Origin of the sequence: Pseudarthrobacter sp. NPDC092419 (genome assembly GCF_044755045.1) — a bacterium.
Classification (GTDB): domain Bacteria; phylum Actinomycetota; class Actinomycetes; order Actinomycetales; family Micrococcaceae; genus Arthrobacter.
The window spans coordinates 448,162-470,127 of sequence record NZ_JBIVQF010000001.1 but is presented as its reverse complement, the minus strand read 5'-3'; the positions used below and the strand labels follow the sequence as shown (position 1 = coordinate 470,127).

Here is a 21,966-nt window from a genome sequence, read left to right as displayed (position 1 = left end):
GCGGGGTGTGAATACTCGATCGATGTATTCTCATCCCTAAGCACTAAGACTCTAAGGAGACGCTTGTGGTTCGAGCGGAAAATGGGACGCTCGCGGGCGTTCTAGAAGGCAAGAAGCAGTACCAGGTTCCTCTGTATCAGCGGGTGTACTCGTGGGGGAAGAAGCAGCTCGACCAGTTGTGGTCAGACGTCGTGGAGCTGGAGCGGACCCTTCACGACGACCCGAAGGCCTCTCATTTCATCGGGTCCCTCGTCCTGGCGAGCAGCCCTGATTTCGGGGCCATCGGCGTCAACAAGTTTCTTGTCGTTGACGGCCAGCAGCGCCTGACCACTCTGACTCTTCTCCTGGCTGCACTCCGGGACCACTTGATCGAAACCGGGGAAACTGACCGAGCTGGCGGCATCGATGCCCAATACCTCATCAACGTTTACGACAATGGCAAGCCACTCAAGGTGATGCCGACGCAGACAGACCGGCCCGCCTATATGGCTGTTCTCAACCGTGCTCCTCAGGCCGGCGGTGAGGATACCATCGGCGACGCCTACCGATTCTTCCGCTCGAAGATCGCGGCGGCTGACGACCCAGACGATCCACACGACCTCTATCTGCTCGAGGCCGCCGTCGTCCGCGGACTCGCGCTCGTCGTCGTTACTGCCGAACCGTCAGACAACGCACACCGCATCTTCGAGTCCCTGAACAATACTGGTCTTCGCCTGACACAAAGTGACCTGCTCAAGAACTACCTGTTCATGAGGCTCGGTGACCGCGCAGAAACCGTCTACGACAATATTTGGCTTCCACTAGAGAAAAAGCTTGACTCTGAAAACCTCGAGTTGTTGTTCTGGCTCGATCTCGCTCAACGCGACGAACGGGCAAAACAATCTGATACTTACGTAGGACAGCAAAAGCGGCTCGAGAAACTCAAGACCATTGACCAGGTAGAGGCTGAGGTAGTCCGTATAGCCCGATTGGGCAACGTGCTCGCTACGATTCTCAACCCTGCGGAGGAAAGACATACCGAGATTCGCAGGCGCCTCACCAGAATCAAGGCGTGGGGTTCGACCACTGCGTATCCCGTGGTGATGCAGATCCTCGCCCGACGCGCCGCCGGCACCGCTGCCAATGATCAAGTGGTTCGCGCGTTGACTTATCTCGAGTCCTACTTCGTGCGGCGGATCATCATCGGACGCGCTACCGCCAACCTGAACCGGACACTGCTCCAAGCTGTTGGTGCGATCAGTGGTGCCGAGGACATCGACAAGGCACTACGCGACTACCTGTCGCAGGGTCGAAAATACTTTGCAACCGATCAGCAGGTCCGAGAGGCTGCTCGGGCTGTCGCCTTCTACTGGCAGGGCCGTGGAACACAGAAAAAGCTGATCCTGCAGTGGCTTGAAGAAGCCTACCGCCCGAAGGAGATCGTCGACCTCGACCCAAGGCACCTGAGCATCGAGCATGTCTTGCCCCAGACTATGACTGAGCCCGTACGGGAAGCGTTCGCAGAGGGTTTCGACGCAGACGCAGACATTGATTACGAGCATGAGCGCGTCGTGCACACCCTGGGCAACCTGACTCTCAGTGGGTACAACAGCGAGCTCAGCAACAAGCCGTTCCACGAGAAGCGGGAGTTGCTGGCTAAGAGCGGCGTTGCAATGAATCAAGCGATTGCCGCCCACACCTCTTGGGGTGCCGACGAGATCAACGCGCGCAGCGCTGAACTGGCGGAGAAGATCATCGATTTGTGGCCTGGCCCTGACGAAAGCATTATTGCAGTGGGCGAGGAGCCGTCAGCTCTTCGCAGCCAAATTGCTGCGGTTGTAGCCGGGATCCCCGCCGGCCGATGGAGCTCCTACGGGGATGTCGCCATCGTGGCGAACACGTGGCCACAGCCACTGGCCGGGATACTTGCGAACTATCCGATAGCGAACGCGTGGCGTGTCCTGCAGAGTGGCGGGACCATCTCGCCCGGCTTCCGTTGGCTGGAACCCGACCGCAACGATGACCCACGGGCGGTTCTCGAGGAGGAAGGAGTTAGATTTGACGCTGAAGGACGCGCGGACCGCGACCAATTTATTGGTGCAGAGGAGCTTGCTGAAGCCGCGGGTCTCGACGTCGACGAGAATGTGATCTCCGCGCGACGCAATAGGGTGAGCGGTCAGGCTCGCGCGGAAAACAACGTGGCGCTGAAGAACGCACAGCTGGACTTCTTCGAGCGAGTACGAAACTTCGGGCTCGCTAATGCGACCAACATCAAGACATGGCGTAAACCGTCACCACAAAACTGGTATGACGTGAGCCTCGGGGATTCCCGTGCTGTGATCTCGCTTTCAGTTAACTCGCAGAGCAAGCTCGTAACCGCGCAATTCTGGATCAACAACGACAAGGGTCTTTACGGGGAGTTACTTGCGCAGCGCACCGCTATCGAAGCCGCTCTAGGGTTTGAGGTGGAGTGGGACGACAAGCCCGGCCGTAAGGCCTCCAAGCTTGTCAGCAGGCTGCCCGGCGATTTCCTTGATGAAGCCCAGTCACAGGAACTCGTGGAATGGCTGGTGACGAGGGCCGACAGGTTTGCGCAGGTATTGGCGAAGTACCTGCAAAACCCGGATCTGCAAGGGAATCCGGAGGATCAACTCGTCTTGGAGTGGGAACCGGACCTGGCGCAACAGTCCCCGGAAGGTTGATGATGAACTAGCAGGGCTCGTGCCCGTTGCTACTTCTTCCGCATCTTGTCTATTACTGCTGCTACCTTGCGGTAGGTCTCTTTGGCTTCAGGGCTCGTTGCTGCACGATAAATTCTCTTCCCGTCCACAAGCAGCTTCTCGGCCTTGGCCTGCATCTCCGGGTCCTTGGCGAGAACGTAAAGTCTGGTAGTGGCGGCTTTAGCCTTTTGTCCGACGTCCTTCATCGCGGCTGCGGCTTTGTTTGCCTTTCCGGCCATGGTCTGCTCCATATCTGTGATGGCTGGTCTGACGGGATAAACGAGTGCAAAGTCCCTGGACGCTTTGCGCACCGACACCCTAGGCGGGGACCGCAGGGAAAACTACGAGCGACCCGTCGCTGTTCCGCTCAATCTCAATTGCGACGTCGTCCCGGTGGTCATTTAGCTGGAGACCGTCTCCCAAAGCACGAAGTCGATATGCGGCCTGCAGCAGCTGGTCTACCTCGCCGGGCGTAAATGCGGGAAGCCGGAAACCGCCGTCGCGCTTCACCTCGAGGGCAGACAGTCGAAGCAGAAGCTGGTTGATGCCCGACTCCAACTCGTCGGTGCTGCGTCCGTCAGCATGAAGCGCCCGGATGAAATTTTTGAACGAATTGTCTTTGTCCTGCTGGGCGTGTTCGACTGCTTGAAGCACAAGCACCCGGCGTTTAAGAGCGACGGCTAGCCGGGCAATTTCCAAGTGCGCCCGGAAGGTGCCGCCTTCCTCGGTGATGCCGGGAAATGACTTCTTTAGTTCGCCCACTTCGACTGCGCCGTCGGGCAGGGCATCCAGTGCAGCTTCCCACTTCTTTAGCCGCCTACGGGTAGCCGAAATAGCGGTGTTGATACCATGCACGGAAGAATCCAGGCCGAGCGAAAAGCCGATCCGGCCCTGGTCAAGTAGGATCGACGTCGCTTTGTCGATCGCTTCACGGCAACCGTCCAACTCGTTGCGTTCCTTTTCAAGGTTGTCCTCGTGCAACTGCTCCAAGAGTTCAGTGATGCGCTCAATCGCTTCCTGGCGCTGGTGCTCGGCATGTGCGCTGACGCTCACGGCTACGGCCATCAGCACAAGTGGTGCGGCCACCGTCAGGGCTCCAGCGCTGGCGACCGCCACGCCAGCTGTAGCTGCCGCACCAGTTGCAGCGCCGGCCGTGCCTGCAGCTGCTGCTCCGCTTGCGACAGGGACGAATGTAGCGGCACCCACGATTCCGGTCGAGTTCACAAGGGAACCATGAATAGCTCCTGCAACTCCCTTGGCGGCCATAGGGCGAACGAGTCCTTGGCCAGCCTGGGCGGCAAGCTTGGCAGGCATTACCAACCGGTAAAGTACCTCTCCCGTTTCGGCCACATTCACCTTCGGGGGAGCGGATTTCGCTGTTTGCGTTACGAGCTGCGCCAGCTGCTTTGCGAGCGGGCTTGCAACGTCAAGCGGTAGGCCCCCCTTGCGATCGCGGGACTGTGGCATCGGGTGCATTTCGAGTGTGGCGATGGGAGAATCCGCGAGTGCTGCCAGAACGGTTCGCATTTCTGCGAGGCGAGCCGGCGTTAGAGCCTCAGTACCCAGCACGTCAGCAACGCTCACTGCCTCTGTAGCTAGTGTCCATACCGGCACGAGTGCTTTGCTGTCAGTAGTCACTTTGTCCCCTCATGGAAGTGAAACCGCCTTGGCGGTGGGAGCGACGCCGCTGCAGAACCTGAGAACATGGTCCTTGCCGAAACGGCACCGGTGGTTATCGTCCCACATTCATATCGGAACGCATGAAGTGTCGCCCGGCTAAGCGTTGGGCGAGTCCCGGTACACTGATCCTGAATCAGCCAGACAGCAATCTATGGCATGCAATCATCAGGAACGGAACCCAGGCCGTTTCAAAGCAAAAGGGGTCCAGTGTCGGAAGCTAAATCATTCAAACCGGTCGCGCTCACTGCGATTGCGGTGGCGGTGCTCCTGGCCGCACTGCTTATAGCGAGCGTGCTTGGACTCGGCCCGTTTTCAAACAAGAGCGAGCGGGATCAAACCGTTCTTTTGAAGTCCGTCAAAAATGTAAGCCAGTACCATGCTGCTGTCGGTAATTTCGAGATTTTGTTGGACGAGAAAGAAGACACCGGGGGACTTCCCGATTTCATAGCAGGACGACGGACCCTCTTTGTGGCCGCTGGAACCGTCAATGCCTATGTCGATCTTGCAGGCCTCGCCGATGAGGACCTTATTCTGTCAGCGGACGGCAAATCTGTGACACTGCGGCTGCCCGAGCCGCAGCTGGACAAGCCCAATGTCGATCATGATCGCTCCTACGTGTACAGCCAGGATCGGGGTATAGCGGACCGAGTCGTAGATGCGTTTACAGCGCCTCAGCAAGCGGAGCTCTATCTCCTCGCCGAATCGGATATGGCTGAAGCTGCTGAGGACTCTGAGCTGCGGCAGAGAGCCGACGAGAACACCAAGAGCATGCTGACCGGCCTGTTCGGGTCGCTCGGATACGAGGTCACCTTTGAGAAAGATGCAACTGGCTAGATTGTGCCCTTGGATAATTCTGATTAAAGCCCTGCATGGCATAACTAACTGCCGGGGATAGTTCCGACTACGGCAGGCTAAACACGTAGTGAAACGCTATCGAAACCGCCGGCAATGTCGGAGGGGCTGTGTACAGTTGCGGGCATGGGGAAGCCAGGTTTATTAGAGGATCGATTTGTCGGTGCTATTGAAGGGCGGTTTTTCATCCCCGCGTACCAGCGCGGGTATCGGTGGGGTGAAGAGGAAGTTACGCGCCTTCTGGACGATATCGTGGAGAGCCGTAACCAATCGGCATATTATCTGCAGCCGATCGTCGTGAAATCCATGGCAGATGGTCGGTGGGAGCTTGTAGACGGCCAACAGAGACTTACCACTTTGTTCCTTATTCTGCAGGACATCCGCCGGTCGTTGCCGTTCGCAAAGGTTCAGTTCGAGCTCGAATATGCCACGCGGGGTGGGAGTCAGGAGTATTTGAAGGAACCTGACGAGGCGGGCAGCAAACGCAATATCGACTTCTTCCACATCCACAAGGCCGCTTCTACGATCAGATCTTGGTTTGAATCTTTAGGGCCTGGCGAAACTCAAGCGGCAATCGACTTCTACACGGATTTGTCGCGTCGCGTGAAGGTGATCTGGTACGAGGCACCAACTGCGATGGATTCTACCGATCTGTTTACCCGGCTCAATGTTGGTCGCATCCCCTTGACCGATGCGGAGCTGGTGAAGGCGCTTCTGCTCACCCGCGCTCGAGGTAATGCCGTCGGGCCCGACCGGTCCCAAGAGATAGCCGCCCAGTGGGACACCCTCGAACGCGATCTCCGTGCACCCGAGCTGTGGGCGTTCGTGACAGGGCAGGCAGATAGTCAGTCGAACCATATAGCTCTGCTGCTCGACTGTCTCGCAGGTGGGTCGACAGGGCGTGAAACAGCGGCCTTCAAAACGTTTGATTCCCTACGTGCCGAAATTGATTTTGACTTCAAGACCTTTTGGAACAAAGTCCTCGATCTCCACTCCCTGATTCTCGGCTGGTACGAGGACCGAAATCTCTTTCACAAGGTAGGGTACCTGATCGCAACTAAGACTCCTTTTGACGAGCTTGTCGCTGTTGCAGAAGGCAGAACTAAGAGCAGCTTCGAGGCGTTGCTCGATAACATGATCAAGACGAAACTGGACCTGACCGACACAGCACTATCCGGGCTCTCCTATGAGAGTGCGGCAGGACGGGAGAAGGCGACCCAAGCACTGCTGTTGATGAACGTCGAAACAATCCGAAAGATGCAACATTCCTCGGAACGCTATTCATTTCATGCGCACGCGGCCGGGGCATGGTCACTGGAGCACATCCACGCACAGAATGCCGAAGCTCTCAATACGGCCGAGCAGTGGGCGAGCTGGCTCCGCCTACATCGTGACGCGTTAGTCAACCTGCCGATCGACCAGGACCGTCGTCATGACCTGATCCGCCGCATTGACGATGCGATCCCTACGATCAACCGGCATACGTTCCCTGAGTTGCAGCGCGAGGTCAATGCGATCTTTTCTTCCGGTGATGAGGGTGCAGAGGGTGACGTGCATGTCATTGACAACCTTGCGCTTCTCGGCGGCAGAGACAACAGCGCATTGAGCAACGCGGTTTTTGAAGTGAAAAGGCTTGAGATACTCCGAAGGGACCGCATGGGTTCCTACATACCGGTATGTACACGAAATGTGTTTTTGAAGTACTACACGGAGGAGGGTGCGCAGCAAGTCCACTTTTGGGGCGCAGCGGATCGCCGTGCGTACTTGGACGCATTTCGCAGTGAAATCGGCGGTTACTTAATGGAAGAAGTGAGCCAAGCATGAATACGCCAAGCCGCTTGACGACGTTCATCGGCCTTTTTGCCGATGATGAGGCACAAGTTAGGGCGATCCAAGTCCCTCTAATCCAGAGGGATTACGCGCAGGGTCGGGAAGATGGCAAAATCGAACAGATTCGCAACAACTTCCTTGACGTTCTTCACTCGGCCGTCTCCGGAGAAAATCCGGATCCGGTCCACCTCGACTTTGTTTACGGTGAAGTGAAGTCTGGTGTGCTGGAGCCACTTGATGGTCAGCAGCGGCTTACGACGTTATTCCTATTGCACTGGTATCTAGCATCGCGAGCGGGAGAGCTTGACTCTCGTCAGCCATGGGCCCAGTTCACATACGCCACTCGACCGAGCGCACGCTTATTCTGCGAACGCCTTGTAGTGTCCCCGCTGCCAGCCTCCATTGATAAGCCGTCGGCATGGATCATCGACCAGCCGTGGTACCTCTTCGTTTGGCGCCATGATCCCACAATCCAGTCCATGCTTGTGATGCTGGACGCAATTCACACGCGATTCCGGACCGAGGATGCCAAGACCGCTTGGGTGCGACTCGTTGATCCGATCAAGCCGGCGGTTTCCTTCCTCGTGCTCGCTCCGTCTGATATGGGCTCGGCTGCGGACCTTTACATCAAGATGAACTCACGGGGTAAGCCGCTGACGGAATTCGAAAATTTCAAGGCGCATTTTGAGAAGTCTATTGAATCAACCGAGAGGGCTATGGAGTTTGCCGAACGGGTAGACGGGGTGTGGTCGGACCTACTCTGGGGATTCCGCGGCGAAGATGACTTGATCGACGACGAGTTCGTTCGCTACATCGGCTTCATCACTGAGTTGTGTGAGTGGGGCGATCCAGAAGCTGACGTTCGTGAGCGTCGAGAACTTCTCAGCCGTCGCACCGAGCGCGTCTTTGGGGAGGCGAATGTCAGACGGTCTGAGTCATTGGACTTCCTGTTTAACGCATTCGACATATGGGAAGGCCGAGACATCGCCGGCCTGTTTGCAGGGCTTTTCAGGGGCACGGTGGAGCAGACAGCGGATGAAGCCGACCGAATCGCATTGTTCTTCCGGGACCAGCGGATCAACCTGTTCGACGTTTGCTGTCGAACGTTTGGTGAAACGAGCGGGAGAACACGAATCTTCACGTTCGGGCAGAGCCTCCTGCTATTCGCCGTGCTTCTCCACCTTATGCATGAGACAGACGCACCTCAGGCCCGGATCCGTTCCCTGCGTAATCTCATAGAAGCTTCCACGAATGAACTGCGTCTGGACCGGATGCCCAGGTTGCTCCGAGACATCGAACGACTTGTGCGTTACGGCGCTCTCAGCGAACTCGAGAGCTTCAACAAGCAGCAGATCGGGGAGGAATTGCTGAAACGAGAGTTCCTGGTCGCAAACCCTGAGCTCACCCAGTCGCTTCATCGTTTGGAAGACAGTCACCTCCTGCGCGGATCTATAGGCGCCTTCTGCTTAGAACCGAATAAGTTCGCTGCTCGAACTGACACCTTCCTTCGCTTGGCGTCAGAGCCCGAAATCTGGCCCGAGGTCACGGGGGCGCTGCTAGCAACGGGCGAGTATCAACGAACAACCAACAACAGAAGGTTTCAATTCGGAACCGGGTTCAAGCGGTACGAGAATGCCTGGCGGGAACTATTGACGGGGGCAGATCGAGAGGCACTTTCGGAGACGCGATCCGCTTTGGCCAAGCTCTTGGACGCCATCAGCTGTTGCCAAGAATTAGAGCCGACACTGGGGGCCCTGCAGTCGGAATGGCTCGCTCAGCGTGAAGCGGAGCTCTCCTTCGATTGGCGATACTACATGGTGAAATACTCGGACATGCGTGAGGGCGGCTCGGGAATCTACTACTCAGAAGGTGGGGCGCTGGGCTACTCGATGTGCATGCTCCGAGGCGGTACAACCACGCTCAATAGTCGGTACCGGGATCCATATCTTCTTGCAATTTGGCGTAGTTCCGGGAGCCCCGAGGACGTGGAAGACCCTTGGTTCACTGGGCATGAAGCTACTCCTCGGCGGTTGAAGCTCACGCGGAGCGGTGTCGGTATCCGCTCAGTTTCGCAAGGATTGGAGCTGTCCGGACCTGCGGTAGAGGAGTTTGCGGAACTCTACACCTCGCTTCGACGTGAGCTCGGCGCTTCCGAGAACGGCTTCATTGAGATCAAACAGGTGGACGGCATCGACGCGGTTGACCGGATCCTGCTCGGAGCGGACGTTCTGCGGCGACTTCTTGACGCTGGACTGTGACCGGCGCGTTCATGCATATTTGAGTCGCAACTCAATGTTCTGGAGCTGAACCAGCTTCCGTACCGAAATTTGTTCACCTGCCTGGGCTGGGCACCGTCATCCATGGAGCTTGCTCATGGAGCAGCAACCCGCGCCGCACGTCAGAGCTCCATCCGGAACACCCCCAGCAGCATCGTGACAGTCGCTGACAGTGCGAAGCTCATCGGGCGTCCGATGCCGGAGCGGTTCGCTCCACGTAGTGGCCCAGTTGTGCCAAATCGGGCTGCGATGACGGATCACCCACGGCGTCGGCTCCCACGGCATTCGCCACAGCCAATGCACGCGCATTGTCCAGCCCGCTCCGCAGCGCCAGGATCAGGGCCGCGCAGAACGCGTCCCCGGCGCCCACCGTGTTCACTACCTCAACGGCAGTGGGCGGCGCCTCCGCCACCTTTCGGCCGTGCTCGAACATTGCCGAGCCGTCCTTGCCGTACGTCACCGCCACGAGCTTTGCCTCCGCGAGGGCGGGGATCAGGGCGTATTCGCTCTCGTTGACGATCACCCGGTCGCACCGCTCCAGCAGCTCCGCCGGCAGGTCCATGGCGGGCGCAGCGTTCAGCACAAAGAAGCCCTGCGCCCTCCGGGCCGCCTCCAGCACCACGTCCAGGCCCACCTCCAGCTGGCACAGCACCGTCTCCTCCGGGCCGAACTCCACCCCGTCCAGCGACAGGTGCGAGTTGGCCCCCGGGCACACCACGATCTGGTTCTCGCCGTCGCGGTCCACGACAATCAGCGCCGTTCCGGTCGCGCCCGGCAGCACTGCCACGTCAGTGGTGTCGACGCCGGCACCCGCCAGGGCGTCCAGCATCCGCTGCCCCTGGGCGTCACTGCCCACCGCCCCGACCATCCGGGCACGACCGCCCAGCCAGGCGGCCGCCGCGGCCTGGTTGGCGCCCTTGCCGCCGGGCTGCTCAGACAGCACGGCGCCGCCGATGGTTTCGCCCGCCGCCGGGAGCCGCTCCGCGGTGGCGATCAGGTCCAAGTTGATGCTGCCGACCACGGTGACGGCAGGACGTGTTGTGTTCATGGGAAAACTCTCTCAGGGGAGGGCCGGGAGCGTTGATACAACACCCAGCCACCACCGCAGCCGGGCTGCCCGTAGAAGGAGGAACCGCCGTCGTACCCCCGAGTCCCGGTACAGCGGCCCGGTACAGTGGCGAGCATGGCAGTCCATCATCCGGTTTTCGCGCGGCTCTACCCCGTGATGGGTAAGGCGATGGAGCGCGGCGGCATGGACCAGCGGCGCCGCGCGTTGGTCACCGGCCTATCCGGCGAGGTGGTCGAGGTAGGCGCCGGCGACGGGCTTAACTTTCCGCACTACCCGCCCAGCGTCATCCATGTCCTGGCCGTGGAGCCGGAACCGCGCCTGCGGCGGCTCGCCGGCGAAGCGGCCAAGCAGGCTCCGGTACCGGTGGAGGTGGTCGATGGCCTCGCGGAGAGGCTTCCCTTCGCCGACGCCAGCGCCGACGCTGTGGTGGTGTCGCTGGTCCTGTGCTCCGTGGCCAACCAGGCGTCGGCGCTGAAGGAAATCCGCCGGGTGCTCAAACCTGGCGGGCAATTGCGTTTCCTCGAACATGTCCGGGCGGACACACCCGGCCTCGTACGGGTCCAGCGGGTGCTCGATGCCACCCTCTGGCCGCGCGTGGCCGGGGGATGCCACACCGGCCGCGACACCGCTGCGGCGATTGAGGATGCCGGATTTACCATCCAGAGCCTGGACCGGTACCTGTTTCCCGAGACCCGCACACCGGTCTCCTTCCACATCCTCGGCACCGCGACACGCGGCGACTAAGAACCGCTCCGCAACCCCTTCTCCAGTCGGAACGCCACCAGCGACGCCCCCGCCCCGGCTGCTGCGACCACCGCGGCAAGCGTCCACCCAACAGCCGGACTGAACTGCGAGAACACGATCCCGAACAGCAGCGGCCCCAGGGTTCCGCCGATATAGGTTCCGCTCTGGGTGATGCCCGTAGCTTGGGCGGTGAACGGATGCGCCGTTCGTGCGACCACGTAATGGGCCAGGCCGTTCCAGCCCCAGCCCAGGCCGAACGCGACCACGGCTCCGGCGGCATAGGCGATCGGGAAGCCGGACGCCATGCCGAGCAGCCCCAGGCTCCCGGCCGCCATCATCAGGGCCACCGTGGCCATCGAGCCGCCGATGCCCCGGTCCGCGGCGATGCCCACCAGCGGGCGCGCCAGGATCCCGGCCACGCTCGCCGCGCCCAGCAATAGGCCCGCGCCGGCGGCATCGAAGCCCGCCTGCACCGCCATGCTGACAGTGAATGCACCCACCACGTTGGCCTGCCCGGCTCCCAGGGCACTGGCCGCCGCGGTAGCGAACAGGAACGGCTTCAGTCGCCGGGGGAGCGGCTCCCTGACAGCTTTTCCGGAGCGCCGGCTGACGGGGGCACGGCGCGGGAGGGTGCGGAGGACCACCGGGATCAGGGCCGCCGCCAGCAGAGCCGCCAGCGCAAAGGTCCAGTTCCACCCCACGGTGAGCGCGAACACCGGGACTGACAGACCGGCGGTGAGCGTCGCCGTCGGAATGGCCGCCTGCTTGAGGCCAAACGAGAAGGCGCGGTTGCGCACCGCCACCTGGTCCACGATCAGGCCGTTGGACAGCGGATGGCTCAGGGCGTTGGCGGCACCGGCGAAACTGAGCCAGACGATCAGCAGCGCCCAGTGCGGGGTGACGAACGCGATGCCGGCCAGTGCCACAAAGCCCAGCCCGACTGCGAGCGGAATCCCGCGGCGCAGCCCCAGCCCGCTGGCCACATACCCGGCCGGAGCGGAGAGCAGCGCCGACACAGCCCAGAAGGTGGCCACCGCGACGCCGAGTGCCGACGCCGTCATGCCCAGGTCCTGCTCGAGCTGGACAGCCAGCCCGCCCACGAGGAAGACCGGCAGCACCGCTACCACCGTCGTCAGCGCAGCGATGGCCGTCGCCTGCTGTCCCGGCCGGCGTGCTGGATTTCGCACAGGCTCGACGGCGGCCCGCCTCACCGTGCGGACCGGCTCTGCGAAACGCCGGCCAGGTCATCCTGGACGACGGCGCCGCCAGCCAGCACGGAGCGCCCGCCGGTGCGCACCTGGGCCAGCAGGCCCCCGGCCAGGAGGACAGCACGTTCGGCCGGCGAGAAATCGAGCCCCAGCACCAGCTCCGCATCCCCGTCCACCCGGGCGGTGACCGAGCTGTCACCGCTGGCCAGGGCGTCAGCCAGCCCGTCGATCACCCACCGCTGCCCGGTTGAACTTTGCGCGTCCGGCGGGAGGACCAGCGGCACGATCCCGGCCGCGATCAGGTTTCGGCGGTGGATCCGGGCGTAGCTCCGGGCAGCGACCACCCGGACCCCCAGGTACAGCGGGATCAGGGCGGCATGCTCCCGCGACGAGCCCTGCCCGTAGTTTTCCCCGCCGACAATGATCCCGCCGCCCCATTCGAGCGCGCGGTCGTGGAAACCAGGGTCCAGGCGGCGGAACATGAAGCGCGCGCAGACGGCGATGTTGGACCACACCGACATGGCGATCGCGCCGTCGGGCGCCATGTCGCCGGTTGAGATGTCATCGCCGACGACGATGAGCACCCGGGCGTCGAGGTCCGCCTGGAGCGGTTCCGGCTGTGGCGGCGGGACCAGGTTGCTGCCGCGCTCGATCTCGATGTCACGCCGGCTCTCCAGCGGCAGGACGCCGGCGATATGCAGGTCGTGGACCTCCGGGCGCGGCGGCGTCGCGGGGCGGAGCTCGCCGCGGCTGACGGTGGACGCGTCCACGATGGCGCCTTCCAGTGCGCTCGCGGCAGCGGTCGACGGCGAACACAGGTACACGCTGTCCTCTGCGGTACCGCTTCGCCCCGGGAAGTTGCGGTTGAACGTGCGCAGCGACGGTGCACCCTCCGTGGGCGCCTGTCCGATGCCCACGCACGGGCCGCATACCGGCTCGAGCATCCGCGCCCCGGCCTGCATCAGGTCCTCATAGACCCCGGAAGCGATGATCGTCTGCAGGATCTGCCGCGAGCCCGGGGTCACGGTGAGCTGGACGGACGGATGGACGGTGTGTCCCTTGAGGATGGCCGCCACCGTCGCGAGGTCCTCGTACGAGCTGTTCACCGAGGAGCCGACGCAGACCTGGACCACCTCGGTGCGCGGCAGTTCGGACACCGGACGGACATTGCCCGGGGAATGCGGAAGCGCCACGAGCGGAACGAGGGCCGAGAGATCAAGCCGCTCATCGTCGTCGTACGTTGCCCCTGCGTCCGCTGCCAGGGCAACGAACTGGTCCTCGCGGCGCTGGGCGCGCAGCCAGGCGAGGGTCTGCTCGTCGGAGGGGAAGACGGCGGTGGCGGCACCGGTTTCGATGATCATGTTGCAGATGGTCGCGCGCGCCGAGACGGACAGGGACGCCACGCCCTCGCCGTAGAACTCGAACACCTTCCCGCGGCCGCCGCGCACGCCGTGGCGGCGCAGCAGCTCCAGCACCACATCCTTCGCTTCGGCATTGGGTCCGAGCGTGCCCGTCAGTTCCACGCCCACGACGGCGGGGCACACGAAGTCGAATCCGTAGCCCGCCATGGCCACGGCCACCTCCAAGCCGCCCGCGCCGACGGCGAACATGCCCAGGGCACCCGCCGTGGAGGTGTGGGAGTCCGCACCCACCAGCACACCGCCGGGTCTTGAGAAGTGCTCCAGGTGGATGTAGTGGGAGATGCCGTGCCCGGCGGGGGAGTAGCGCAGCCCGTAGCGGGCGGAGAAGGTGCGGAGGTAGTGGTGGTCCTGCATGTTCTTGTCGTCGATCTGCAGGACGTTGTGGTCCACATACATGACCGCCAGCGGCACCGCGATGGACTCCACGCCGAGCATTTCGAACTGCATGGCGGTCATGGTTCCGGTGGCGTCCTCGATGAGGATCTGGTCCACGGCGATGGTGATGTCGCTGCCGGGAGTCAGCTCGCCGGACGCGAGGTGGCTGGCGAGGAGCTTCTGGGTCAGGTTCTGGGCCACGGGGATTCCTTAGTGCTGTGCGTACAGACAACTGCGGCCCGCCGTGGGATCGGCGGGCCGCAGGGAAGCGGTATTACTTGACGAACTCGTTGGTGTAGGTTTCCTCGAGCTTGATCTCGGTTTCGCCGACCTCCGGGTTGGCTACCCGCTGGGTCTCGAGGACGGCCTTGACGCCCTCCTCGGTGAAGGCGCCGTCCTTGCTCAGCGCCGGCTTCATCTCCTCGATGACCTTGGCGTACTGCTCCTTGTCCCCGCCGGCAAACTTCTCGGGCATCTCGGCCGCGATTTCCTCGCCGGAATGGTCCGCGATGAACTGCAGGGTCTTCTTGATGGCTGAGGCCAGTTTCTTGGCCGCTTCCGGGTTCTTTTCCAGCCAGCCGGCGGTGGCGTAGAGGCTCGACGACGGCCACGCGTCGGTGCCGAAGACCTCCTTCAGGCCCTCCGGCGTGCGGACGTCCTGGATGATGGTCGGCTCGGTTCCGAGCCGCTTGGCCAGGACGGTGAGGTCCGGTTCGAGCATGACGGCAGCGTCCACCTGGCCCTGCTCGACGGCGGCCACCGCGGAGGACCCGGCACCGATCGCCGATACCGCGGCGGCGTCCAGCTTCATGCCGTTCTTAGAGAGCAGGTACTTCACGAACATGTCGGTGGAGGACCCCGGCGAGGTGACGCCCACGTTCTTGCCCTTGAGGTCGGCGACGGACTTGATGGAGTCCTTGTTCTTCTCCGCGACCACCAGCGCCAGTCCGGAGGACAGGTTCATGTTCACGAACGCCTTGACGGGCTGCTTCTTGGCCTGCATCTGGATGGCGTGCTCATAGTAGCCGCTGGTGACATGGGTGCTGCCGCCGATCATCGCCGTCAGCGCCTTCGACCCGCCCTGCAGGTCCTGGAGCTCGACGTTCAGGCCCTCCTCCTCGTAGTAGCCGAGTTCCTGGGCGAGCGTGGTGGGCAGGTAGGTCAGCAGGGTCTGGCCGCCGACGCCGATAATCACCTTGTCGCCGTCGCCTCCGCCGGCGGTGCCTCCCTGGCCTGGAGGTGCTGACTGCGGGGCGCCGCAAGCGGACAGGGCAAGGGCCAGACCGGCGATGACGGCGAGTGGCTTGGCGGGGAAAACGCGGCGTCGTTGCCGGTTTGCGGAGCTGAACATGGGAATCCCTTTCGGACGGACGGGCTTTGGACTGGTTAGGAAGCCTGCTGCGGCGGACGCCAGCGCAGGAGATGACGTTCCACCCGGTTGACCCCGAGGTCGATGATGAGGACCACGACCATTAGGATGAACATGCCGGCGAACACGCCCTCGGTATCGAACACGCCCTGGGCCTGGGCGATGGCGTAGCCGACACCTGCCGAGGCGCCGAGGTATTCACCGACAACCGCGCCGGTAATGGCGAAGCCAACACTGATGTGGAGGCTGGAGAAGATCCAGGTCAGGGCGCTGGGAATGAACACGTGGCGGAGGAGCTGCTTTTCGCTGGCTCCGAGCATCTTGGCGTTGTCCACCAGGACCCGGTCCACGCTCTTGACGCCTTCAAGGGTGTTGAAGAAAACGATGAAGAACACGAGGGTGAAGCCGAAGGCAACCTTGGACCAGATACCCAGGCCGAACCAGAGCAGGAAGATCGGGGCGAGGACAACGCGGGGCAGTGCGTTGAACATCTGCAGGAATGGGTCGAACAGCCGCTCCAGGAGGCGCACCCGGGCCAGCAGGAAGCCGAGGACCAGGCCGGCAACCGCACCCGTGATGAATGCGAGGACCGCTTCCTGCAGGGTGATCCAAAGGTGCGGAAAGACGAAGCCCGTGGAGATCCAGACCCACACCGTCGCCAGGATGTCGGAGGGGAGGGGGAAGAAGAATGGGTCGATGATGCCGGCGCGTCCCAGCAGTTCCCACGCGCCCAGGACGGCGACAGCCAGGCCGAGCTGCCCCATCCGGATGGAAAAGTTGGATGCTTCAGGCCGCTTGCGCTTGGGACGCCGGACCGCCGCCGGACTCTGCTCCTTCCGGAGGGGAAAACGCTGTATGTTCTTCGGAGCTGGTGCCACGGTCATGCTGCGTCGCTCTCTTCTTCTTCACGTGCGGATTCGTACGTCTTGGATACCTCAACCTTGAGGCGGCCCCAGATTTCCCTGTGGAGTTCGACGAACTTGGGATCGTCACGGATTTCAAGGAGGTCCCGGGGGCGGGGGATGTCGATCTCGTAGCTTCCGACGACGGTGCTGCCCGGCCCTGCTCCGAGGATGACCACCTCGTCGGACAGGGCAATGGCCTCGTCCAGGTCGTGGGTGATAAACACGACGGCTTTGTCCGATTCCTGCCAGAGCTGGAGGAGTTCGTTCTCCATGATCTGGCGGGTCTGTACATCGAGCGCGGAGAAGGGTTCGTCCATGAGCAGGATGTCCGGGTCGACGATCCAGGCCTGGGCAACTGCTGTGCGCTTGCGCATGCCGCCGGAGAGCTGGTGGGGGTACCGGTCGGCGAAGTTCTTCAATCCCACCCGTTCGAGCCAGCGGCGTGACTCGTCATAGGCCTCGGCCTTGGATACCCCCGCCATGGTGAGTCCCAGGCTGACGTTGTCGATGACCGACTTCCACGGCAGCAGGGCGTCCTGCTGGAACATGTAGGAGGCCCGGCGGTTCACGCCGTGGACGGGCTCGCCGAAGCTGTGGACCGTGCCGGAGGAAGGGTTCAGGAGGCCGGCCGCCATGTTGAGGATGGTGGACTTGCCGGACCCCGTCGGTCCAACGATGGAGACAAAGCGTCCGGGCTCCACCTTGAGGTCGATGTCCCGGACAGCGAAGTACGACCCGCCGCCGGGCGTTGCGAACTCCTTGGTGCATCCGTTGAGCTCGACCGCGTACTTCGAAGACTTAGGCTGAAAGGGCTGCGTCATTGCTGTTCTCTCGCTAACCACATTGTGGGTTGTTGGCCATATAGTGGGCACAAGGCTAACAGTAACGTCTGTCACACTACAAGGGGTTACAAAAACCGCCGTCGAGCCACCGAGAGGAACCAGGATCCGAGCCATGAGCGCAACCGAGAACGCGGCCGCCCCGCTGCTGGTGCTGAAGAAGATCACATCCATCCTGGATGCCTTCTCGCTGGTACGGCCCGAAATGAGCCTCGCCGAGATCCGCGCGGAGACCGGACTGCCGCACTCCACGGTGCAGCGCCTGGTCACCAACATGCTGAACGAGGGGATGCTCGACCGCCGTGATGACAGGTTCCGGATCGGCATCCGCATGACCCATTGGGCCGCCCCCGCACGTCAGGGCCTCGATTTCCTGGAACTGCTGACGCCCGTGATCCGCCGGTTGCGGGACGAGTTGGGTGAAACGGTGTGTATCTTCCGGGAATCACAAGGGAGCAGGGTGTGTATTGCCGTGGCGGAAACCCGGCGCGTGCTCCGTCGGGCGGTGGAGGTGGGTGACATCATGCCCCTCCACGCCGGCTCCGCGGGCCGTGTTTTGCTCGCCTGGAATAACGACCTTGCGGAGCGGGTCTACGGCTCGGGCCTCCAGTCCATGACTGACCGGACCATCACCGACGCGGCAAGCCTTGATGCCGCCGTCGCCAAGACCCGTGCGGACGGTTTTGCCATCACCACCGGGGAGCGGGTTACCGGGGCCAGCGGCCTGTCGGTGCCGATCTTCGGGCCGCAGGCCGAGCTCTACGGCGCACTCACCGTCATGGGCCCCACCATGCGGATGCCCTACGACGTGTGCGCCTCCTGGGTGGAGCCGGTCATCGCCGCCGCCGCTGAAGGAACCCGGCTCATCGGGGGAAGCCTTCCGCCGGAGGTCATGCCCATATCGTGATTTTTTGTTCACAATATGGTGAGCGCGGTGCATACTGGTTTCTGTACGACGGCGCCGACGGACCACCGGGCGCGAGTGCGGTCCGCATCAGGAATCAGGAGTTGAGATTTGATGAAGGTTTTCGAAACCGGCACGGCGGCAGCTGCTGCTGAAGCTCCCGGCAATGGCGCCGGTCCGCTGTCCGGAGTGCGGGTCCTTGAACTGGGATCACTGATTGCCGGACCGTTCGCGGGACGGCAGATGGCGGACTTCGGCGCCGAAGTCATCAAGGTCGAATCCCCCAACCGGCCTGACCCCATGCGCGAATGGGGCCGGGCGCGGATAAAGGACCATCCCCTGTGGTGGTCTGTCCAGTCCCGCGGCAAGAAGTGCGTCACCATGGACCTGAAGGCCCCGCGCGGCCGGGAGCTCTTCCTGGAGCTTTGCAAGGAAACCGACGTCATCCTGGAGAACTTCCGCCCGGGCACCATGGAAAAGCTTGGCCTCGGTCCGGAAGAGCTGTGGAAGATTAACCCCGGCCTCATCATTGCCCGCGTCTCCGGCTACGGACAGACTGGCCCCGAAGCGTCAAAGCCCGGGTATGCCTCCGTCGCCGAGGCGCGCAGTGGACTGCGGCACCTGAATGGCTACCCGGACCAGCCGCCGCCCCGCACCGGCATTTCCCTGGGGGACAGCCTCGGCTCGCTGTACGCCCTGCAGGGGATCCTGCTGGCCCTGTACTGGCGGGACGCGCGCGGCGGAACCGGCCAGGTGGTCGATGTCTCCCTCGTCGAGGCGTGCTTTTCGCTGCTGGAAAGCGCCGTCCCGGACTATGCCGCCACCGGTATTGTCCCGGGACCCAGCGGTTCGGGACTTAAGGGGATCGCGCCGTCGAACATCTTCCGCTCCAGCGACGGCAAGTGGGTGGTCATCGCAGCCAACCAGGACTCGGTCTTCGTACGCCTGGCCGCGGCGATGGGCATGCCCGACTTGGCGGAGGACCCTAAATACCGCGACCACGCGCAGCGGGGCCACAACCAGGAGGAGCTGGAAGGCGTCATCGCCGACTGGGCCGTGAACTACACCGCGGGCGAGCTGGTCAGTCTCCTCGATCAGCACGGTGTTCCCAACAGCACGGTGAGCACCGTGGAAGACATCTTCGAGGACCCGCAGCTCAAGGCCCGGGACATGCTCGTGGAAGTGGCCGACGACGAACTCGGCACCGTGGTCCAGCCGGGAATCGTCCCCAAGCTCACCCGCTCCGCCGGCCGGATCGGCTGGAACGGACCGCTGGTGCACGGCTCCCACAATGCGGACGTGTATCAGGGCCTGCTGAACCTCACCGAAGAAGACCTGCAGAACGCGCGCAGCGAAGGAGCAATCTGATGGCGTTTGCCCACGAAACCCGGCCCGTCTCGATCGTGGACGTCAGCCCGCGTGACGGTCTGCAGAACGAAAAGACCCCCGTCAGCACCGAAGACAAGGTCCGGCTTATCGAAGAACTGATCGGGCTGGGCGCCAGGCGCATCGAAGCCGTCAGCTTTGTAAACCCCAAGGCAGTTCCCCAGATGGCCGACGCCGACGCCGTCATGGCAGCAGTGCCGCGCACCGGCGCCGCCAGCTACATCGGCCTGGTCCTGAACACCAGGGGCGCCCACCGCGCCGTCGACGCCGGGGTGGACGAGATGAACTATGTGCTCCCGGTGACTGACGCCTTCGCCGCCGCCAACCAGAACACCACCGTTGCCGCCGCGCTCGCCGCCCTCGAAGAAGTGTCGGCGATTGCCGCGTCGGCCTCCATACCGCTCAGCGTCACGGCCGCCGTCGCTTTCGGATGCCCCTACCAAGGTGACGTCCCCGCGGAGCAGACCCTCGACGTCGTACGCAATGCCATGGCGCGCGCGGACCTCGCGGAGGTGGCGCTGGCGGACACGATCGGCTGCGCGGTGCCGTGGCAGGTAGGGGAGACGTTCGCCAGGCTGCGCGGGGAAACCGACCTGCAGCTGAGGGCGCACCTTCACGAGACCCGCCACACCGCGCTGGCCAACACCTATGCGGCGATGGCGGCGGGCGTCGATGTCTTCGACAGCAGCGTCGGTGGCCTCGGCGGATGCCCATTCGCTCCCGGCGCGGCCGGAAACAGCTCCACGGAGGACCTCGCGTGGATGCTGGGGCGGGCCGGATTCCACACCGGCATCGACCTGCAGAAGGCGACGGAACTGGGCCGCTGGATCTGCGGCAAGGTGGGCACGGCTCCGCGTTCCGGGCTGTCAGGGGCCGGGGCGTTTCCCGCGGCGGCTTAAGGCAGCATGCGCATCGACTTCAGCCCCTCGGCTGCGTCCGCCCGTGATTTCTACCGGCTGCTGACCGCGGTGGTGGTGCCGCGGCCGATTGCCTGGGTGTCGAGCATTTCGCCGGACGGCGTTGACAACCTTGCGCCGCACTCATTCTTCACCGTCGCGTCCACAAACCCGCCCATCGTGCAGTTCACGTCGGTGGGGGAGAAGGATTCGCTCCGCAACATCACGGCGTCCGGTGAGTTTGTCGTCAACCTCGCGCCAGCTCGCCTCCTCGAGGAGATCAACGCGACCGGCACCAATTTCCCGCCGGAGGTCAGCGAGTTCGACGCCGTCGGGCTGGCCCGTGAGCCCAGCGTCACCGTGCGCGCGCCGAGGGTCAAGGAATCACCCGCGGTGCTCGAATGCCGGCTCCACTCGGTGCTGCCGATGGGGGACTCCACCCTGGTGTTCGGCGAAGTGACCCACGCAGCCGTGAGTGATTCGGCGCTGGACGGCAGCCACCCGCGGATCGACCTGCTGGAACCGCTGGCCCGGCTGGGGCTGGACGAGTGGGGAATCCTGGGCGACATCCGCGACCTGAGCCGGATCAGGCTGAAGGACTGGCCCGGCCACTTCCGCCGGGCACCCTAGGCCCGCCCACCACCGACGCTCTCTCACTTGATGCAGGTTTTCTTCCGACGCTCTCTCACTTAGTGCAGGATTTCCGAGAACGCTTCCGCACGGACTTAGGTCCCTGTTCTGGCTAAACCCCCGGGAGTAGCTTGAGAACAGGGCCGGCACCCGCGGGCCCGCTCTCGAAGGGGGCATCATGGCCAGGCCCAAAATCCCGGTATTCAGCGTTCTGGGGCTCTCGGGCCTGATGGTGCTCACGGGATGCTTCGGGCCGCCGGCCCCTGCCCCGACCGCCACCTCCGCCGCTCCGACGGCGACGGCCAGCACCTCCCCGACATCAACGACGACGGCGTCCCCCACCTCACCTGCCGCCAAACCGACGGCGACTGTCGCCCCGACGTCCCTGCCGCCGTCGTCCGCCCCGGCAAGCCCGCCGCCCACTGCCGGGCCCGCGCCAACAGGCCTGCCGGAGCAGGTGGCCCCGCTGACGGTCTACTACGTCGCGGTGGGGGACAACGGCGTGGCCGGGCCTGCCATCGGCTGCGGCGACAGTGCGGTGGCCACCACGACGGCGCCGGTCCGCTTCACGGACCAGGTGGGCCCCAGCATCAGGACACTGCTGGCGAACAAGAGCCGTGACGTGGGCCTGTCCGGGCTGGTGAATGCCCTGTACCAGTCGAACCTCGCGTACGTCGGCGGCGAGCTGAGCGGCAGCACCATCACCATCTGGTTGACCGGCCAGTTCATGCCGGGCGGCGTGTGCGATGTCCCGCGTGCCAAGGCACAGCTGGAGTACACCGCCATGGCGGCGTCGGGGGCCACCAGCGCGCAGGTGTTCGTCAATGGGCGGCCCATCGACGAGGTGCTCAGCCTCAAATAGTGGCTGGTTGGTTCACGGGGA

General features: G+C 63.2%; 18 protein-coding genes. 10 read left to right on the top strand and 8 right to left on the bottom strand.

What is annotated here, in order from left to right:
- Positions 1-65 precede the first annotated feature (65 nt).
- Entirely contained in the window at positions 66-2,681 is a 2,616-nt protein-coding gene (locus tag ACIQC0_RS02165) for a DUF4268 domain-containing protein (RefSeq protein ID WP_400532367.1), read from the top strand.
- Positions 2,682-2,710: 29 nt separating this feature from the next.
- Here the strand turns inward: ACIQC0_RS02165 and ACIQC0_RS02160 are convergent, their stop codons facing one another.
- Complete coding sequence (locus tag ACIQC0_RS02160; RefSeq protein ID WP_400532366.1) at positions 2,711-2,938, bottom strand: hypothetical protein; 228 nt, start codon at positions 2,936-2,938, stop codon at positions 2,711-2,713.
- A gap of 79 nt (positions 2,939-3,017) precedes the next feature.
- Positions 3,018-4,337, bottom strand: coding sequence for a hypothetical protein (locus ACIQC0_RS02155; protein WP_400532365.1), 1,320 nt, complete (start codon positions 4,335-4,337; stop codon positions 3,018-3,020).
- Positions 4,338-4,586: 249 nt separating this feature from the next.
- Between ACIQC0_RS02155 and ACIQC0_RS02150 the strand changes: the two genes are divergently transcribed.
- From ACIQC0_RS02150 to ACIQC0_RS02140, 3 genes are all read left to right on the top strand, one after another.
- Complete coding sequence (locus tag ACIQC0_RS02150; RefSeq protein ID WP_400532364.1) at positions 4,587-5,213, top strand: DUF4230 domain-containing protein; 627 nt, start codon at positions 4,587-4,589, stop codon at positions 5,211-5,213.
- 144 nt (positions 5,214-5,357) lie between these two features.
- Positions 5,358-7,055, top strand: a complete 1,698-nt coding sequence (locus ACIQC0_RS02145; RefSeq protein ID WP_400532363.1) for a DUF262 domain-containing protein — start codon at positions 5,358-5,360, stop codon at positions 7,053-7,055.
- A complete protein-coding gene (locus tag ACIQC0_RS02140; protein ID WP_400532362.1) occupies positions 7,052-9,319 on the top strand; it encodes a DUF262 domain-containing protein in 2,268 nt (755 codons plus the stop codon). Before ACIQC0_RS02145 ends, ACIQC0_RS02140 begins: the two co-directional genes overlap by 4 nt.
- A gap of 199 nt (positions 9,320-9,518) precedes the next feature.
- Here ACIQC0_RS02140 and ACIQC0_RS02135 read toward each other — a convergent pair whose 3' ends face one another.
- Entirely contained in the window at positions 9,519-10,385 is an 867-nt protein-coding gene (locus tag ACIQC0_RS02135) for a ribokinase (protein WP_400532360.1), read from the bottom strand.
- A gap of 135 nt (positions 10,386-10,520) precedes the next feature.
- On the opposite strand from ACIQC0_RS02135, the gene ACIQC0_RS02130 reads away from it, so the two are divergent.
- Positions 10,521-11,150, top strand: a complete 630-nt coding sequence (locus ACIQC0_RS02130; protein ID WP_400532359.1) for a class I SAM-dependent methyltransferase — start codon at positions 10,521-10,523, stop codon at positions 11,148-11,150.
- On the opposite strand, the gene ACIQC0_RS02125 is transcribed toward ACIQC0_RS02130, so the two are convergent.
- From ACIQC0_RS02125 to ACIQC0_RS02105, 5 genes are all read right to left on the bottom strand, one after another.
- Positions 11,147-12,337: an MFS transporter gene (locus tag ACIQC0_RS02125; RefSeq protein ID WP_400532358.1), complete on the bottom strand. Its 1,191-nt coding sequence runs from the start codon at positions 12,335-12,337 to the stop codon at positions 11,147-11,149. The genes ACIQC0_RS02130 and ACIQC0_RS02125 overlap by 4 nt on opposite strands.
- A 20-nt stretch (positions 12,338-12,357) precedes the next feature.
- A complete protein-coding gene (locus ACIQC0_RS02120) occupies positions 12,358-14,355 on the bottom strand; it encodes an aconitate hydratase (protein WP_400532357.1) in 1,998 nt (665 codons plus the stop codon).
- A 73-nt stretch (positions 14,356-14,428) separates the two neighbouring features.
- A complete protein-coding gene (locus ACIQC0_RS02115) occupies positions 14,429-15,505 on the bottom strand; it encodes an ABC transporter substrate-binding protein (protein ID WP_377215168.1) in 1,077 nt (358 codons plus the stop codon).
- A gap of 35 nt (positions 15,506-15,540) precedes the next feature.
- A complete protein-coding gene (locus ACIQC0_RS02110; protein WP_400532356.1) occupies positions 15,541-16,407 on the bottom strand; it encodes an ABC transporter permease in 867 nt (288 codons plus the stop codon).
- Positions 16,404-17,249 carry an ABC transporter ATP-binding protein gene (locus tag ACIQC0_RS02105; RefSeq protein ID WP_400532355.1) on the bottom strand — a complete coding sequence of 282 codons (846 nt, stop codon included), beginning with the start codon at positions 17,247-17,249 and terminating at the stop codon, positions 16,404-16,406. The genes ACIQC0_RS02110 and ACIQC0_RS02105 overlap by 4 nt, the downstream gene beginning before the upstream one ends.
- 133 nt (positions 17,250-17,382) lie before the next feature.
- Between ACIQC0_RS02105 and ACIQC0_RS02100 the strand changes: the two genes are divergently transcribed.
- The 5 genes from ACIQC0_RS02100 to ACIQC0_RS02080 all read left to right on the top strand — a co-directional run bounded on the left by ACIQC0_RS02100 (position 17,383) and on the right by ACIQC0_RS02080 (position 21,945).
- A complete protein-coding gene (locus tag ACIQC0_RS02100) occupies positions 17,383-18,174 on the top strand; it encodes an IclR family transcriptional regulator (protein ID WP_400532354.1) in 792 nt (263 codons plus the stop codon).
- A 111-nt stretch (positions 18,175-18,285) separates the two neighbouring features.
- On the top strand, positions 18,286-19,539 hold the full coding sequence (locus tag ACIQC0_RS02095; protein ID WP_400532353.1) for a CaiB/BaiF CoA transferase family protein: 1,254 nt from the start codon (positions 18,286-18,288) through the stop codon (positions 19,537-19,539).
- A complete protein-coding gene (locus ACIQC0_RS02090; RefSeq protein ID WP_400532352.1) occupies positions 19,539-20,456 on the top strand; it encodes a hydroxymethylglutaryl-CoA lyase in 918 nt (305 codons plus the stop codon). Before ACIQC0_RS02095 ends, ACIQC0_RS02090 begins: the two co-directional genes overlap by 1 nt.
- Positions 20,457-20,462: 6 nt before the next feature.
- Positions 20,463-21,083 carry a flavin reductase family protein gene (locus tag ACIQC0_RS02085; RefSeq protein WP_400532351.1) on the top strand — a complete coding sequence of 207 codons (621 nt, stop codon included), beginning with the start codon at positions 20,463-20,465 and terminating at the stop codon, positions 21,081-21,083.
- Positions 21,084-21,261: 178 nt separating this feature from the next.
- The gene (locus ACIQC0_RS02080; RefSeq protein ID WP_400532350.1) at positions 21,262-21,945 is read left to right on the top strand and encodes a hypothetical protein; all 684 of its coding nucleotides are present in this window, start codon (positions 21,262-21,264) and stop codon (positions 21,943-21,945) included.
- Positions 21,946-21,966 lie beyond the last annotated feature (21 nt).